Source organism: Vibrio sp. 10N.286.46.A8 (genome assembly GCF_041470165.1).
Taxonomy (GTDB): Bacteria; Pseudomonadota; Gammaproteobacteria; order Enterobacterales; family Vibrionaceae; genus Vibrio; species Vibrio tasmaniensis_A.
In genome coordinates, this window is record NZ_JBFRLX010000084.1 from 1 (window position 1) to 16,310 (window position 16,310).

Consider the following 16,310-nt stretch of genomic DNA (forward strand, 5'->3'; position numbering starts at 1 on the left):
GCGTCAGCATCGTGACCATCAACTGCTGGGATTACGTGCCAGCCGTAAGCTTCAAAACGCTTAGGTGTATCGTCAGAGAACCAACCTTCAACTTCGCCATCGATAGAGATGCCGTTGTCATCCCAGAAAGCAACCAGCTTACCAAGACCTAGCGTACCCGCTAGAGAACATGCTTCGTGAGAAATACCTTCCATCAAACAACCATCACCCATGAACGCATAAGTGAAGTGATCGACGATGTCGTGGCCTTCTTTGTTGAACTGTGCAGCCAATGATTTTTCAGCCATCGCCATACCAACAGCATTGGTGATGCCTTGACCTAAAGGACCCGTCGTTGTTTCGATACCAGGAGCGTAGCCGTACTCTGGGTGACCTGGAGTCTTAGAGTGCAGTTGACGGAAGTTTTTCAGGTCTTCAATTGAAAGCTCGTAACCTGCAAGATGAAGCAGAGAGTAAATCAACATTGAACCATGGCCGTTAGACAGAATAAAACGGTCTCGGTCAGCCCACTCTGGGTTTGCTGGGTTGTGGTTCAAGTGACCACGCCAAAGAACTTCAGCGATGTCAGCCATACCCATAGGTGCGCCTGGGTGGCCTGAGTTTGCTTGTTGAACACCGTCCATGCTAAGTGCGCGGATTGCATTGGCTAGATCTTTACGAGAAGGCATGTCTGCTCCTGGATACATAAGCGATTTAAAAAAGAGATAGATGCTAAAGTTTTCATTTTTATTAGCGCGGGTATTCTCTCAAACGACTATAGCGACTGCAAACGTTTTACTGGTACTTTAACGGTCATTTTCCGCAATTTTCGATCATTTACACCACTTAACAATGGCTTCCCCCTATCAACACGCAAACGTTTAGTTATGACATATCCTAAAAAAGAGCTTGTAATTCGACCGTTGGAATTTAAAATAGCCGTCTAGATGTAGAAACACCTACAAAATATACTGTATTGAATGGCGGCGCTTCCTCGATTGCGACGGCATAAATTATTTGCATTTAACTATTTGCAACTAAAAACTAAACTAAAAGTGGAGCTCTCATGGCTAAGCACCTATTCACTTCTGAATCTGTTTCAGAAGGCCATCCAGATAAAATTGCAGACCAAATCTCAGATGCTGTTCTTGATGCCATCATTGAACAAGATCCAAAAGCACGTGTTGCTTGTGAGACTTACGTAAAGACCGGCATGGTTATGGTTGGCGGTGAAGTAACCACGTCTGCATGGGTTGATATCGAAGAAATCACTCGTGAAACAGTTCGTGAAATTGGTTACGTTCATTCTGATATGGGCTTTGACGCTGACTCTTGTGCAGTACTAAACACAATTGGTAAGCAGTCTCCAGACATCAACCAAGGTGTTGATAAAGCCGATCCTAAAGATCAAGGCGCAGGCGACCAAGGTATCATGTTTGGTTACGCGACTAACGAAACACCAATCCTAATGCCAGCTCCAATTACTTACTCTCACCTTCTTGTTAAGAAGCAAGCTGAAGTACGTAAGAGCGGCAAGCTTGACTTCCTTCGCCCAGATGCGAAATCTCAAGTAACGTTCCAATACGACCAAGGTAAGATCGTTGGTATCGACGCTGTTGTTCTTTCAACTCAACACTGTGATTCAGTAACAACACCTGACCTACGTGAAGCGGTAATGGAAGAGATCATCAAGCCAGTACTTCCTGCTGAGTGGATCAACAAAGACACTAACTTCTTCATCAACCCAACAGGCCGTTTCGTAATCGGTGGCCCAATGGGTGACTGTGGTCTAACAGGTCGTAAGATCATCGTTGATACTTACGGCGGCGCAGCTCGTCACGGTGGTGGTGCATTCTCTGGTAAAGATCCATCAAAAGTTGACCGTTCTGCAGCTTACGCAGCTCGTTACGTTGCGAAAAACATCGTTGCTGCTGGTATGGCTGACCGTTGTGAGATTCAACTGTCTTACGCTATCGGTGTTGCAGATCCAACATCTATCATGGTTGAAACGTTTGGTACTGAGAAAGTAGCGCACGAAATCATCATTGAAGCAGTTCGTCAAAACTTCGACCTACGTCCATACGGTCTTCAAGAGATGCTGAACCTTCTTCAACCTATCTACAAGCAGACTGCTGCATACGGCCACTTCGGTCGCGAAGAGTTCCCTTGGGAAGCAACTGACAAAGCAGCTATCCTTGCGGACTTCGCAGGCCTGTAAGCATTACGTAACACGCTTAGCTGAAACGTAATTTTAAAAGCCTCTGTTCTCAGAGGCTTTTTTCTTTCTATTCTTCTATTCTTCTATTCTTCTATTCTTCTATTCTTTCACTAATCAATCCTAACCCTTTCACGTAGCACAAGCGTTAACTTATAGATTATTTTGATAATAGTGGGGATTTTACGTGCTGAGATCAATGTTACGCAAACGTTTAAATTTTAATGTAATAGCACTTGTTAAAAACAAACCATTCTCAGTAACTCATGCTTCTTTGCCACAAACTTTCAGTTCAACAACAAAACACTCAACGACTGCACCCACTCGATCTGAAAATTAATCAAGGTGAGCGCTGGGTAGTCATTGGACGCAATGGTTCCGGAAAAACCACGTTATTAAAAGCACTGGTTAATTTGCTTCCCTTCAAAGGCGAAGTCGTCATAAACCAATTGCCGCTACGTAAGTTAACTTGCCAGCAAAGAGCAAAACAAATCAGTTACCTTCCACAACACAGTCAAGTGGATGGTCGTTTAACACTAAGAGAGTACATTCAACTAACCGCTTCCAATCAAGCCACTTCTAGCTTTTCACTTGACCAAATGAGTAAAGCACTAAAGATCGATACTTTCCTCGAACGAAGAATGGGACAGCTCTCAGGTGGCCAGAGGCAGCGAGCACATATTGCACGATCTTTATGTCAGAACGCCGAGTTTCTGGTGTTGGATGAGCCTCTAAACCATCTAGATCCATGTGCTCAAGGGGAAGTTTTATCACTATTGAAAGAGCAAGAAAAAACACTGATTTGCTCACTGCATGATATTTCCCTTGCGGCCAAGTTCGCGACGCACATTGCGATTTTGGAACACGGCCAGGTAGTCGCGAAAGGAAAGGTAGAAGAACTACTAACTCACAATCAACTTAAGCCGATCTTTGAAGTCGATTTAATCAGCACGACCAATAAGCGCACACAGAAAACAAGCAAATTTTTCGACATTGAACTCGACCAAGGACAGGAGCTTTCATGAAAAAACTATCAGCATTAACTTTATTACTTACCGTGTCCGCACAAGCCCAAATTACGGTAGAAAACTGCGACTCTACACTTACCTTAGATAAAGCGCCGAAAACCTTAATCACTCACGATATCAATATGTCTGAGATGGCATTTTCTCTCGGGCTTGAAGAGAATATGATCGGAGTGACCGGTATTAGCGGGTACTACAAAACGACCCCTGAATTTAATCGCCTCCAGGGCAGCATTCCAGAGCTCGCACCGAAATATCCTTCTCTGGAGGTGTTAGTTAATGCCAACCCTGATGTTTTCTTTGCAGGATGGAATTACGGTATGCGATTAGGCGGCTCAGTCACGCCTGATTCTCTGAAAGAGTTTGGCATCAATACTCTGATTCTTAATGAGAGTTGCAGCCATATCCGTAAAGATAAGCAGCCAGCTAACATGGAACAGATGTTCGATGACGTGACACGCCTTGCGACTTTATTCGGTCAGCAAGACAGAGCTCAAACTCTTATCTCCACTTGGAGAGAGCAATTAATATTGATTCAACAGCAAACCCAGAATCAAACCCCGCTTAAAGTCTTTCTGTATGATTCAGGGGAAGAGAAACCATTCACAGCAGGAAAGTATGCGACAGTGAGCGCCATGATAGAAGCAGCGGGTGGCGCCAATGTAATGAAAGATCTGGATATCAGCTGGGGAACCACATCATGGGAGTCAGTTGCGATGCATAACCCTGATGTCATTATTCTTCTCGATTATCAAAATGGGACAGGCGCTAAAGGCATGCAAGCCTTTTTGGAACAGCACCCAGCGATGAAGCTGACCACAGCGGTAAAGACCACCCAATACCTTCCTCTGCGTTATGAGGAAATTACTCCCGGGCCAGCAAACATAGCTGCAATTGAAAAATTGGCACAGCGCATCCAAGAAATACATGACAAGTCTTAGTACTAACCTGAACCGAACCGCACTGAACACCTGCGTATTCAGTTCTGTTTTTGCCCTCTTAGCGATGTTTTCTCTGAGTTTGGGCAGCGTTCAGCTATCTTTTGCACAAGTCGCTACGATTTTTTCAGCGGCGATGAGTCAACAGATCGACTCACCGATAGATCAAGTGGTACTGCACCTGCGCTTACCTAGAACAATCATCGCTATTATTTGCGGTGCTGGGTTAGGTATTGTTGGGGCGTTATTACAAACCGTGACAAAAAACGATCTTGCCGACCCTTTCATTTTTGGACTGTCATCCGGTGCCGCAACTGGAGCAGTCTTTGTGATTACAGTCATCGGCAGCGCTATCGGCATTTGGACACTTCCACTCGCCGCTTTTATCGGTGGAATAATCTCGGCTTCGGCAGTGCTATTTCTAGTCAGAAAAGTAGATGGACAAGCGTCTTCTCAAATTGTTTTAGCCGGGTTGGCTATTTCATTTTTATTTACAGCCTTGACTAACTTCTTGGTCTTCCATGGTGATCAACGAGCTGCCCACTCAATTCTATTTTGGTCGCTAGGAGGCCTAGGAAACGCACGCTGGGACAATGTGCTAATTGTGCTTGCTGGACTTATCGCCTTGATAGCCCTAGGTATATTAAAACATCGCCAGTTAGATTGTTTACTTGCAGGAGACGACGTAGCACAAACCATGGGCGTAGACACAAAACGCCTGCAAAGCGGTGTCTTTATTGTCTGCGCTTTTGCAACTGCATGTTTTGTTTCTATCATCGGAGTTGTCGGATTTATTGGCTTGATGGTTCCTCATATCGCGAAGAAAATCATCGGCCCATTGCACAAAAAGTTACTCATCACTTCAGGGCTGATTGGGGCTTTGCTTATGCTATTAAGTGATATTTTGGCGAGAACCTTAGTTGCTCCTCAAGAACTGCCTCTTGGTGTTGTCACCACCGCGTTTGGCGCCCTATTCATTGTTTCCATTTTGATAGAGAAAAGTAATGAAAGCTGAACGCTTCACCATCATTGCGATTCGTCATGGCGAAACCGAATGGAATCGAATAGGCAAAGCACAGAATCAACTGGATAGCCCCCTGACAATGAAAGGCAAACGACAGATGCATAACGTCGGTCGTTATCTTGCAACTCAAAAATCATTGACCCTCAATGCTATTTACACCAGTCAATTAGGCCGTGCTATTTCCAGTGCTAAAACCATCGCACGCTACCTGAAAGTGCCCGTCATTTCTCAAATGGAGCTCAGTGAGTTCGATTCAGAACAGCAACGAAGAACAATGGCGATTCAGTGGATCCAACGAGTTTCTCGTCACCACAACAATGAGAACCCTATTTTGCTGCTCGGACATGGTGACTGGATAAAAACATTAGCCAGTTTAGGGACACCAAAGCAAATCATAGAAACACCAAACAACGGAGAAATCCTCAGGATAGATATCGAAGTATAACGTCACATCAGGGAATCAGGTGTAACTCCTGAACTGTACCCGCAGCTGTAAGCGATGAGCCCTTTACAAGCCACTGAGTCACACGACTTGGGAAGGAGTAAAGCGCAATGAGAACCTCAACATCGTAAGTCAGAATACCTGGACACACATGAATATCGAGCGGGAAAACTCAACACCATCCATACCTTGTCTAACAAGGGAACGCTCTGTATTCGTCAATACCTAAAACGTAGATGAAGAATACTGTGGTCACAAAAGTTAAACGATCCAAAAATAAGTCCGATCTCCGCAGTGGGTTTACCACAGGTGCGTGCGCAGCGGCAGCAAGCAGAGCGGCAGTTCAAACACTATTAACCGGACAAAAGCCTGACTATATATCCATCACTCTACCTAATGGTGAGCCCGCTACGTTTAAGGTCGCGTTTATCCAAACATCCAATGATGCGGTGACCGCCAGCATTGTTAAAGATGCAGGGGACGATCCTGATTGTACCCACGAAGCCCATATTCAGAGTATTGCCCGCTGGCATTCAGAGCCCGGTTTTCACATCGATGGGGGTGTTGGCGTAGCTCGTGTGACTCTACCCGGATTAGAACTTCCCGTCGGTCAGGCGGCGATTAATCCCGTTCCTCGAAAAAACATTCTCGATATGGTGACTTTGGAATGGAACCAAGCGACCAGCCAACAGAAAAAACACGTCGGTATATCACTGGAAATTTGCGTCCCTGATGGAGAAGAGCGAGCCAAGGAAACCATTGGGCCAAGACTCGGTTTAATCGGTGGTATTTCCATTCTCGGGACACGCGGAACGGTAAAACCCTACTCCACTTCAGCGTTTTCAGCATCAGTGCGTCAATCGGTACAAATAGCGAAACAAAATGGCCAAAACCACTTGGTTCTCACGACAGGATCTCGAACCGAAAAGTCAGCGATGGCCATGCTACCAAGTTATGACTCGATGTGTTTTATCCAAGCGGGTGATTTTGTTGGGGTCGGACTGCGCGCAGCAAAACGTTATCAAGTGAGCAAAATCACCGTCGTCGCCATGATAGGCAAACTAGGCAAGATGGTCGCTGGGCACATGATGACTCACGTATCCGGTAAAGCTATCGACTTTTCATTGCTGGCCGACCTCGCCATTCAATCGGGTGCATCGAGTGAGTTTGCCGAAGCTGTTAGCCAAGCCAACACAGGCCGCCACGTACTCGACACATGGAAAGAAGCCCAATCGGGCCAAGAGATTCCCAATTACGACTTTCTTACCTTGCTCTGCAAACAAGCTGCAGAGCACGCTGCTGTGTATGTCAAACATCACGTCAGCATTGAATTCAAATTGATCGATTTTAACGGCGATCTATTAGCAGAACATCTCTGCTCAAAAGGAAGTGATACCAACACTCACTTTCATGATGAATAAGCATGAACAAGGAAAACTCCATGACTAACGATATGCGTCAAATGACCAAGCAAGGCCGTCAAATTGAAAGTGACTCCTTCTCTATCATCGATGAAGAAATAGAAACTCTCCATGGGGGACATAACTTCAATCAAGGTGAATGGAATGTGGTTCGTCGTGCCATTCATACTACGGGTGATTTTGAATACGCTAAATTATATCAATTCAGCGACAACGCGATTGAGTCTGCCATTACCGCTTTAAAAAACGGTGCCAACATCATTACCGATGTCAGCATGATCGTGACAGGTTTAAATCAAACTCGCCTCAACGCTTACGGCAATAAAGCACAGTGCTTCATTAGTCATCCAGACGTCATTAGTACGGCCAAAGAGACAGGCGAAACACGTGCTATTCACTCAATGCGTTATGCCCGCGATAACGGCCTACTCGACGGCTCTATCATAGGTGTAGGCAATGCGCCTACCGCATTACTTGAGCTATTGCGCATGATAGAAGCAGGCGAAACAAAACCTGCATTGATCATTGGCATTCCTGTTGGTTTCGTAAAAGCAGATGAATCGAAGCAAGCATTAACCGAACAAAACACCGTGCCTTACATTGCCAGCCTAGGCCGTAAAGGTGGCAGCCCGTTAGTGGTATCGACTATTCACGCCCTACTTGCTGAGTCAGTAAAATGAATAATGTAAGTACTCACTCTCAGCTTATCGATTGCTATCAATCGGCTATCACGGTAGTCGGAGTACCCGAAGATGGGTGTTTAAGCCTAACCAGTCGAGCTGTTAATGCTGTTGAATCTGCACGCGTTGTTGCAGGTAACGACCGACTATTGGATTGGTTCCCCCAATTCAAAGGTCAACGCTTATCGATGCAAGAAGGCTATCAATCTTGGTTCGCTAAGTTGCTTGATGAATGCGAGGAAGGCGGCGTCGTCGTATTAGCTTCTGGCGACCCATTGTTCTTTGGCATCGGCGAATCGTTGTTAAAAAAACTGCCTAATGATGAAGTACGCTTTATTCCCTCCCCTTGTTCAATGCAACTCGCTTGCAGCCGAGTCGGCATTGCATGGCAAGAAACCAAAGCAATTTCACTACATGGAAGAAAGCAGCATTACGATGGCATTAAAGGTATCGCAAGCCAAATGCAATGGGGAACTAGCTACTGCTTGCTAACCGATGTTCAAAACAACCCAGCTCGTATTGCGAAACACTTAGTCGACTTTAATCAACAAGGTTGGACGGCTTGGGTATGTGAGAACTTAGGTGGCACCAACGAAAAGATAAGCCAGTGGACTCTCGAAGACCTCGCACTAAAAAGTTCCGACGACTTCTCTACGCTCAATGTAATGGTACTGCACCGAACGCTACCTCATGCGTGGGGTGAATTGGGCCAATACGCCAACGATAATGACTTCATGAAGCGCATGCCTAAGCGCGGCTTAATTACCAAACAGCCCGTTCGTCACTTAGCGTTAGCAAGTATGGGTATTCAACCAAGATCTGTGGTGTGGGATATAGGCACAGGCTCAGGTTCTATTGCGATAGAAGCCGCTAAACAGTGCTATCAAGGACAAGTCTTCACCATTGAATCAAACCAAGAATGTTATGAGTCGGTCGAGGCTAACTTTAGAGCGCACGGTACCGACAACGTACAACTGATTCGAGATAAAGCCCCAATGCAGCTCGACACCTTGCCTCAGCCAGACAGTATTTTTATTGGTGGAAGCCGCGGCAACATGCACACCATTTTAGATTTCTGTTGGTCAGCAATAAAACCGGGAGGCGTCGTGATCGGTTCTGCAGTGACTGTCGATTCAGTTTGCGAACTTCATCAATGGAGTAAAGACAGCGATGCTCCGACACAGGTTCAACTGGTCTCTATATCAACAGGCGTACCACTCGCTCACTACACCCGTTATCAATCAGAAAATCCGATTCACTTATTTATTTTTACCAAGCCGTTTATTCAGAAATAAGCGCTTAATTTTTTAATTAAGCGCCACTCAACATATTAAATAAAAACATAATTAGAGAAAGCACAGATGAAATTAGGAACTATGTACGCAATTGGTGTCGGCACTGGAGACCCAGAATTATTAACACTTAAAGCTCACCGACTACTCAGCACCGTCGACATTGTCGCGTTTCCAGAAAAGGACGCGGGCAGTAACCACTCTTTTGCTCAACAAATTGCCGCGGGTTCTGTTAGCCCTGAAAGCATGAAAGGCGAATACCTATTTTTGCATTTCCCAATGACGCGTGACCCAAACATCAACGTTCCTGCATGGCGTAAAGCCGCCGTCACAATTGTTGAACTATTAAAGCAAGGTAAAGACGTGGCATTTGCAACCGAAGGTGATCCATCGGTTTACAGCACATGGGCATACATCCAAGAAGAACTGACAGAGCTACTTCCTGAACTTGATCCGGTGATCATTCCGGGTATCACTTCAGTTACCGCTATTCCATCACAAACAAAAATTCCACTTGCTGACGGTCAGGAGCGTTTTTGTGTTGTACCTGCGACATGGGGTATCGAGTGTTTAGAAAAACTAGTCGAAGATTTTGACACCATCATGTTAATCAAAGCAGGTCGCGTTATCCCTAAGCTGATCTCTCAACTTGAGTCGATGAATATGTTGGATTGTGCAACCTACGTGTCGCATGCCACCACAGAGAAACAAGAGCTTTACTCTGACCTACGTGATGTACCGAATGAAAACCGTTATTTCTCTATGGTTCAGCTTTCTGTTCGCGCTCGTCGTGGCGTACTACGTGGTACTAATGAATCAAAGAAATGTGCCGTTCTTGATGGTGGTAAAGCTGATAGTGGTAAAGATGGCATCGATAAAACTATTGGCGGTAAAGCGTAATGAAAATCGCCATTTATGCCATCACGCTACACGGAGCAAGGCAAGCCAAACGCTTAGCTAAAACGTTTCCGTTTGCTGATGTCTTTATTGCACCAGTTGGACAAGAAGAATACCCAGAAGCCGATGAGTTAACCCTGCCGCTTTCTGGTTTTCTTCCTCCTCAATTTAAGCAATATGATCACCATATCTGCTTTTTTGCTGCGGGCATTGTCAGCCGAATGATCGGCCCTTTGCTAGAAGACAAACGCACCGACCCCGGCGTGATCTGCATTGACGATCACGGCCAATTCGTGATCCCTATGTTATCTGGACATCGCGGTGGCGCAAATGGGATCGCGTTACAAGTCTCACAAGCACTCAACGCGACTCCTGTAATCACCACCGCTTCTGACGCTGCAGGCAGTTTGTCGGTTGATATGCTCGGTTCGCCATTTGGTTGGACACTTGATCCACAATGCGAACCCGCGATCACCACCACCAGCGCAGCAGTTGTAAATGAAAAACGCATTCTAATCGTGCAGCACGCTGGCGAACAGAACTGGTGGCAGAACAAACGTTCCATGCCAAGACACATCATTACCCACCCAGCACTAAGCGATACAGACCTTTCTCAAATCAGTACTGATGATTGGGATGGTTTAGTTCTGATTTCAGATGAAGCACAACCAAAAGGTTACGCCGACTTTAAAAATAAAACCGTACTGTGGCGACCAAAATCGCTTGTGCTTGGAATAGGTTGTGACCGCAATACTCCTTTGCATGTATTAAAAGCAGGTATCGATGTTTTCCTGACTGAATATAACCTAGCAAAAGCCAGTGTTTCAGCTTTCGCCAGTATCGCTTTAAAAGCAGATGAAAAAGGTATTTTAGAACTCTCGTCTGAAAGCCAAATTCCTTTCCACACTTATTCAGCCGAGCAACTCGACGGCGTTGAAGGGATTGAAAACCCATCAGAATACGTAAAAAAAATCACGGGGGTATCATCGGTTTCTGAAGCGGCCGCGCTAAAGCACGGTAAACGAGATCAACTATTGGTACCTAAGTGGAAGTTCAAACAAGACGGTTTCAACATGACTTTGTCTTGTACTCGCATCGAATACGATGAACCCCTCGCCAAGAAGAAGTGGAAAAACTGGCTAGATGAAAACGTCAAAATCAACCTTCACGGTAATGAAGTGGTAGATGGTTTTCAGTGTAAGCCTAAGCATGTCGATTTAAACCGCCCGATGCTCTACCACCGCCATCACGTATTGCTATGTGAAGGTGGCCGCTGCGCGAAAGAAGGCAGTAAAAACCTTGCACACGATCTTAGACAGGTACTTAAAGCGCTCAATTTTTCCGACGGTGAACAGCGCATCAAGATAAGCCGCACACACTGTGCGGGCACCTGCAGAAACCGCGCCGCAATGGTGATTTACGAACGTTTACTAGAACATGAAACACCTGTTAACAACGGGCTTTGGGTTCGAGGTATCGAAGAATTTACCGAGCAAGACTGGAAAGATTTATTCACAAATTTAGTCGAGCGGAAATCATTAAAAGCTTATTTAGATCCTAAGTTTATCGCACCAATTGAAAATGCAGACGGCACCACTGAACTTTAGGTATCACTGAGTTTTAGGAACACAGTAGGCCAAATACTTTGCAAGCTATGGACACGATATTTCAAAGCTCACTTTAACCTCATTACCAACATGAGATAACCCGTTTATCTTGTGATATAGATTAGATAAGGACAGCGACAATTATGAAACGACTTCGTCATTATAACCAAGGCACAGCCATTGTACTGAGCTGCTTTGGTAGCGTTGTAGAACAACAACGTTATGAAACTCTCGCAGAGCGCGTACGTCAAAGTTACCCAGATGTGCCAGTGCGTATCGCCACCAGCTCAAAGATGGTGATCAAGAAGCTGGCTCGTAAAGACACGCCATGTTTCAGCCTACCTCAGGTACTCGCCGATCTAGACACTCAAGGTTACGAACGTATTTTGATTGTTTCAGTGTACCTATTCCCTACCGATGAACATCGCTACATGACATCGATTGTCGATGGCTTCAAGCAGTTCTCATTTGCACGTATCGAACAAACACCAGCGATTATGCATCACAGTCAATTGACGACCAACTTGCTTTCAGCCCTCCATGATCGTTTTGCTCCACAAGATCATTTCAACGTATTTGTTCACCACGGTGCGCCTATGTTAGATAACCCGGGCCACCAATCGATCCATTACTGTGATGATCTACTCGGCAAATTATCGCAACGCAACTTCACTTGCTCGCTCGAAGGCGCATGGCCATTTAAGTTAGTGAAAGATGAAATGGTTCGCCGCATTAAAGAGCAACATACAGGCCAAGGCAGACCGCTTCTTAATCTAGTTCCACTACTGCTTGTGTCGGGTAACCACTTCATCAACGATCTTAAAGAAATTAAAGAGATGCTGGCAGAAGACGCTGACGTTCAAGTGGCAGAGCCAATCCAAGGTGACAAGTTCTGCATGCTCGATATGCCAGAACTATTACAGATTATCGATAAGCAAATTAAAGAAGGCTTAATTCGTTTAGGTGCACCAGAGGAAGAGAAATAATCATGGCAAAACTAACACTGGTAGGCTTAGGGCCTGGCGCTATTGATCTAGTAACCCCCGCAGCGCAACAAGCCGTAAAGAATGCAGATGTCGTTGCAGGCTACAAGCCGTATGTAGAATCAATCAGCACACTAATCGACACTCAAGAAGTCATTCAAAGTGGTATGACTCGCGAATGGGACCGCGCTCAAGCCGCAGTAGAAGAAGCAGCAAAAGGTCGAGAAGTCGTATTGGTATGTTCTGGAGATTCTGGCATGTACGCGATGGCGCCTTTAGTGCTTGAATTATTGGAGCAAAACGCAGAATTAAACGCACAAGTTGAACTGGATATTATTCCGGGCATCACCGCTGCTAACGCCTGTGCTTCTTTAGTTGGTGCACCTCTTGGCCACGATAGTTGTACCATTTCTCTGTCTGACTTATTAACGCCTTGGGAAGTGATTACCAAGCGGATTGAAGCCGCGGCAATGGCTGATTTTGCGATTACCTTCTACAACCCTCGCTCTAAAAAGCGAACTCAGCACATTGAAACTGCACGTGAAATCCTTTTGGAACATCGTGACCCAAATACTCCCGTTGCTATCGTGAATGCTGCGTATCGTGATGAGCAAAAAGTCACACTGACAACACTGGCTGAATTTACCAAAGTGGAATTTGGTATGAACGCCGCGGTCGTGATAGGTAACAGCAACAGCTACCGATTTGGTGATTGGATCGTAACACCGCGTGGCTACACCAATAAATATCAACTGAAAGACGGCAAGGTACTAAAAGGTCAAAAACGTGGCCATTCATTAAAAGTTGAACCTAAACCAGAATCAGTGACGGAAGAGGCAAACTAGTATGACGGTATTTTTTATCGGCGCAGGGCCGGGTGACCCAGATTTAATCACAGTGAAAGGCGCACGCTTAGTTGAAGAGTGCCCTGTGATTGTTTACGCAGGCAGTTTAGTGCCAAAAGCCGTCATCGATCGCGCTCACCCTGATGCACTGGTCTATAACTCCGCTGACATGGATCTTGATGATCTAACCAATGTGTACCTAACCGCACACGAAAAAGGTCAAAACGTTGCACGCGTTCAAACTGGCGATCTTTCAATTTACTCGTCGCTTGCAGAACAAACACGTCGCTTGAACGAACTTGGCATTGATTGGAAAGTGGTTCCGGGCGTCTCCTCTTTCCAAGCGAGTGCCGCAGCTCTTGGCCAAGAACTGACGCTACCTGAAAAGTGCCAGACCATTATTCTTAGCCGAGCATCAGGTCGAACGCCTGTTCCTGAAAAAGAGAATCTACGCGCCCTTGCCTCTCACGAAGCAACACTGTGTTTATTTCTTAGCGCAACATTAATTCGTAAAGTGGTTCGTGAATTATCAGATGTTTACCCGCAAGATTGGCCAGTGGCTGTCGTTGAAAAAGCCAGTCACCCTGAACAGCGAATATTCCGTGCTACATTGGGTACGATCGCCCAAGTTATGCATGATGAAGGGATTCGCTCCACCGCGATGATCATCGTCAGTAAAGTGCTAGGCGACAATGATTTTGTTGACTCTAAACTCTACGATCCGACCTTCTCACACGCTTGCCGAAAAGCACGTGTCGTTGAAGAGGGTGTAGCTGAAAGTGGAACATTGGAAGACGATAAGAGCGCAGACTAACCTCGCTCATTAACTGTTGATTGGTTTATGCGTTTATTCATTTTCACTATCCAGTCAGCAGCATTATTTGGCAGATATGATGATCTTTTTTGATTTAAATTTTGGTTATTCAAGTTTAGCGATCGCGCTAATGATGATCGCAGCTTTGATGCTTGATCACTTACTAGGTGAGCCTAAACGATTTCACCCTTTGATCGGTTTTGGCTATGCGGTTGAGAAAATCGAGAAGCTGTTAAACCGAGCCACTAAATTCTCAGGTTTGATCGCATGGATAGCTGCGACTGTTCCATTGTGCTTACTCAGCTTTTGGCTACAACATACGCTACTAAGCATGGGGAACACATTAGGCTTTTGGCTATTTAATATCGTGGTTCTGTATATCGCGATAGGTCAACGTAGCCTGCTTGAGCACGCCCAGTGGATCCACCAGCCGCTGAGCCAAGGTGATCTTGATTTAGCGCGAGAGAAAGTTGGTTGGATCGTTAGCCGTAATACTGAAACCATGGATCAACGCCAGATCACGTCATCGACGATTGAGTCGGTATTAGAGAATGGTAACGATGCGATCTTCGGCACTCTATTTTGGTTTGCACTGCTTGGGGCTCCAGGGGCATTACTGTTCCGATTAGTGAACACACTTGATGCGATGTGGGGCTACAAAAATGAACGCTGGCTAGAATTTGGCTATGTGGCAGCAAAAGTAGATGATGTGATGGGCTGGGCACCTGCGCGCTTAACCGCACTTAGCTACAGCCTTTTAGGCAACACTAAGTTGGCTCTGAAATGCTGGAAAGAACAAGCTAAACATTGCTCGAGTCCAAACGGTGGCCCCGTAATGACATCAGGTGCCGGCGCACTACAAATCATCATAGGTGGCGATACTTATTACCACGGAAAACTTGTGAAAAAACGTCCGATGGGAAAAGGTAATATTGCGACTTTAGAAGATATTCCACGAGCCATATCTTTGGTCCAAAAAACCAGTGTGCTTTGGGCCATCGTAATGCTACTGCTTTCTCTTTTAACTCTTTGTTTATTTTGATTTCATGTCTATTTTAACTCTTTACTTTAAGTACGCTAATGACGATTAAACACTCAACCTCAAACGAACTTCCGCATCACGGTGGTAAGTTAATCGAGTTTTCATTGCGCTATCAAAGGCCAATCGAACAATGGGTCGACCTTTCAACTGGAGTAAGCCCGCACCACTACCCTATACCTGAAATCCCTGCATCGGTATGGAATCGGCTACCAGAAGACGATGATGGCTTAATCACAGCCGCGCAAACCTACTATCAAAGTGATGCCTTGTTACCCGTAGCTGGCAGTCAGGCAGCCATTCAATCGCTACCTCATATGATTGCAAAGACACAGCCAACATTGACGTACATCCTATTGCCTCATACGGGTTACAAAGAACATCAACATGCGTGGCAGCAGTACGCAGAACAAAGCATACAAGCCGTCATATTCGACTTTTACCTACACAAACCGACAATCGAACAGCTGAAAACGGCAGACGTGGTCGTAGTGATTAATCCCAATAATCCAACCGCACTGAATGTGCCACCAAGTGAAGTACTGACTTGGCTAAATCATATCCAAGATCATTCAACGCTCGTGATTGATGAAGCGTTTGTAGACTGTACTCCTGAGCTTTCAGTGTTACCAAGTTTCCCAACAGGAGTACCTGACAATCTAATAGTCCTGCGATCAGTGGGTAAATTTTTTGGGCTGGCAGGGATTCGCGCAGGCTTTTGTTTTGCCTCGCCATTGCGTTTAAATATTCTTAAACAACACCTTGGACCTTGGACACTCAGTGGCCCAACTCGCTATGTCACCACACATGCCTTACTCAACTCCAATTGGCAAAAGAAAAACCGCCAACGCCTACATGAAGAGGCTCAGCGTATGAACCAAATCTTACAACTACATTTTGGCCAAATGGCGGGCTCGGTAAAAATAACATCACAGATACTCTTTCACCGAGTTGAAATTTCAGATTCGGCATCATGGCACCATCAGCTCGCCAAGTTAGGGGTTTTTACTCGTCATTGTGATGAAAACGATGCACTTCGTTTCGGGTTACCCGCCAACGAATCACAATGGCAAGCGCTCACTCGCGCACTCGAACAACTCAAGGAATAA

The 16,310-nt window shown here is 45.5% G+C and carries 15 protein-coding genes, 1 pseudogene and 1 riboswitch; of the genes and pseudogenes, 15 read left to right on the forward strand and 1 reads right to left on the reverse strand.

The window, feature by feature from the left end; translation table 11 throughout:
- Window positions 1-668: pseudogene (locus tag AB4232_RS09860) on the reverse strand (transketolase); the annotation flags it as partial.
- 377 nt (window positions 669-1,045) lie between these two features.
- On the opposite strand from AB4232_RS09860, the gene metK reads away from it, so the two are divergent.
- From metK to AB4232_RS09935, 15 genes are all read left to right on the forward strand, one after another.
- Window positions 1,046-2,197, forward strand: a complete 1,152-nt coding sequence (gene metK / locus AB4232_RS09865) for a methionine adenosyltransferase (protein ID WP_009847676.1) — start codon at window positions 1,046-1,048, stop codon at window positions 2,195-2,197.
- Between the two features lie 263 nt (window positions 2,198-2,460).
- Window positions 2,461-3,219, forward strand: coding sequence for an ABC transporter ATP-binding protein (locus AB4232_RS09870; RefSeq protein WP_065679476.1), 759 nt, complete (start codon window positions 2,461-2,463; stop codon window positions 3,217-3,219).
- Entirely contained in the window at window positions 3,216-4,160 is a 945-nt protein-coding gene (locus AB4232_RS09875; RefSeq protein ID WP_017097280.1) for an ABC transporter substrate-binding protein, read from the forward strand. Before AB4232_RS09870 ends, AB4232_RS09875 begins: the two co-directional genes overlap by 4 nt.
- A complete protein-coding gene (locus AB4232_RS09880) occupies window positions 4,147-5,172 on the forward strand; it encodes a FecCD family ABC transporter permease (protein ID WP_372087025.1) in 1,026 nt (341 codons plus the stop codon). The genes AB4232_RS09875 and AB4232_RS09880 overlap by 14 nt, the downstream gene beginning before the upstream one ends.
- Complete coding sequence (locus AB4232_RS09885; RefSeq protein WP_012604813.1) at window positions 5,162-5,626, forward strand: phosphoglycerate mutase family protein; 465 nt, start codon at window positions 5,162-5,164, stop codon at window positions 5,624-5,626. The genes AB4232_RS09880 and AB4232_RS09885 overlap by 11 nt, the downstream gene beginning before the upstream one ends.
- A gap of 9 nt (window positions 5,627-5,635) precedes the next feature.
- A riboswitch (cobalamin riboswitch) is annotated at window positions 5,636-5,766 on the forward strand.
- A gap of 105 nt (window positions 5,767-5,871) precedes the next feature.
- On the forward strand, window positions 5,872-7,044 hold the full coding sequence (locus AB4232_RS09890; RefSeq protein WP_041473002.1) for a cobalt-precorrin-5B (C(1))-methyltransferase: 1,173 nt from the start codon (window positions 5,872-5,874) through the stop codon (window positions 7,042-7,044).
- A gap of 20 nt (window positions 7,045-7,064) precedes the next feature.
- On the forward strand, window positions 7,065-7,724 hold the full coding sequence (locus tag AB4232_RS09895) for a precorrin-8X methylmutase (RefSeq protein ID WP_102249710.1): 660 nt from the start codon (window positions 7,065-7,067) through the stop codon (window positions 7,722-7,724).
- Window positions 7,721-9,019 (forward strand): precorrin-6y C5,15-methyltransferase (decarboxylating) subunit CbiE, encoded by a 1,299-nt coding sequence (cbiE, locus tag AB4232_RS09900; RefSeq protein ID WP_372087026.1) that lies wholly within the window; start codon window positions 7,721-7,723, stop codon window positions 9,017-9,019. The genes AB4232_RS09895 and cbiE overlap by 4 nt, the downstream gene beginning before the upstream one ends.
- Before the next feature lie 66 nt (window positions 9,020-9,085).
- Entirely contained in the window at window positions 9,086-9,916 is an 831-nt protein-coding gene (gene cobI / locus AB4232_RS09905) for a precorrin-2 C(20)-methyltransferase (RefSeq protein ID WP_372087027.1), read from the forward strand.
- Window positions 9,916-11,520, forward strand: coding sequence for a cobalamin biosynthesis protein (locus tag AB4232_RS09910; protein WP_372044335.1), 1,605 nt, complete (start codon window positions 9,916-9,918; stop codon window positions 11,518-11,520). The genes cobI and AB4232_RS09910 overlap by 1 nt, the downstream gene beginning before the upstream one ends.
- Window positions 11,521-11,663: 143 nt before the next feature.
- Window positions 11,664-12,506 (forward strand): sirohydrochlorin cobaltochelatase, encoded by an 843-nt coding sequence (locus AB4232_RS09915; RefSeq protein ID WP_009847686.1) that lies wholly within the window; start codon window positions 11,664-11,666, stop codon window positions 12,504-12,506.
- A gap of 2 nt (window positions 12,507-12,508) precedes the next feature.
- On the forward strand, window positions 12,509-13,348 hold the full coding sequence (gene cobJ / locus AB4232_RS09920; protein ID WP_372087028.1) for a precorrin-3B C(17)-methyltransferase: 840 nt from the start codon (window positions 12,509-12,511) through the stop codon (window positions 13,346-13,348).
- A 1-nt stretch (window position 13,349) separates the two neighbouring features.
- The gene (gene cobM, locus AB4232_RS09925) at window positions 13,350-14,162 is read left to right on the forward strand and encodes a precorrin-4 C(11)-methyltransferase (protein ID WP_017097271.1); all 813 of its coding nucleotides are present in this window, start codon (window positions 13,350-13,352) and stop codon (window positions 14,160-14,162) included.
- A 76-nt stretch (window positions 14,163-14,238) separates the two neighbouring features.
- Window positions 14,239-15,204, forward strand: coding sequence for an adenosylcobinamide-phosphate synthase CbiB (cbiB, locus tag AB4232_RS09930; protein ID WP_012604821.1), 966 nt, complete (start codon window positions 14,239-14,241; stop codon window positions 15,202-15,204).
- A gap of 38 nt (window positions 15,205-15,242) precedes the next feature.
- Entirely contained in the window at window positions 15,243-16,310 is a 1,068-nt protein-coding gene (locus AB4232_RS09935; protein ID WP_372087029.1) for a threonine-phosphate decarboxylase, read from the forward strand.

Bases quoted from the DNA above. Each gene is read 5' to 3' on its own strand.
- AB4232_RS09915 (WP_009847686.1), top strand. From the start codon at position 11,664: ATGAAACGACTTCGTCATTATAACCAAGGCACAGCCATTGTACTGAGC.
- AB4232_RS09870 (WP_065679476.1), top strand. From the start codon at position 2,461: ATGCTTCTTTGCCACAAACTTTCAGTTCAACAACAAAACACTCAACGA.
- AB4232_RS09935 (WP_372087029.1), top strand. From the start codon at position 15,243: ATGACGATTAAACACTCAACCTCAAACGAACTTCCGCATCACGGTGGT.
- AB4232_RS09885 (WP_012604813.1), top strand. From the start codon at position 5,162: ATGAAAGCTGAACGCTTCACCATCATTGCGATTCGTCATGGCGAAACC.
- metK (WP_009847676.1), top strand. From the start codon at position 1,046: ATGGCTAAGCACCTATTCACTTCTGAATCTGTTTCAGAAGGCCATCCA.
- cobI (WP_372087027.1), top strand. From the start codon at position 9,086: ATGAAATTAGGAACTATGTACGCAATTGGTGTCGGCACTGGAGACCCA.
- AB4232_RS09895 (WP_102249710.1), top strand. From the start codon at position 7,065: ATGACTAACGATATGCGTCAAATGACCAAGCAAGGCCGTCAAATTGAA.
- cobJ (WP_372087028.1), top strand. From the start codon at position 12,509: ATGGCAAAACTAACACTGGTAGGCTTAGGGCCTGGCGCTATTGATCTA.
- cbiB (WP_012604821.1), top strand. From the start codon at position 14,239: ATGATGATCTTTTTTGATTTAAATTTTGGTTATTCAAGTTTAGCGATC.
- AB4232_RS09880 (WP_372087025.1), top strand. From the start codon at position 4,147: ATGACAAGTCTTAGTACTAACCTGAACCGAACCGCACTGAACACCTGC.
- cobM (WP_017097271.1), top strand. From the start codon at position 13,350: ATGACGGTATTTTTTATCGGCGCAGGGCCGGGTGACCCAGATTTAATC.
- cbiE (WP_372087026.1), top strand. From the start codon at position 7,721: ATGAATAATGTAAGTACTCACTCTCAGCTTATCGATTGCTATCAATCG.
- AB4232_RS09910 (WP_372044335.1), top strand. From the start codon at position 9,916: ATGAAAATCGCCATTTATGCCATCACGCTACACGGAGCAAGGCAAGCC.
- AB4232_RS09875 (WP_017097280.1), top strand. From the start codon at position 3,216: ATGAAAAAACTATCAGCATTAACTTTATTACTTACCGTGTCCGCACAA.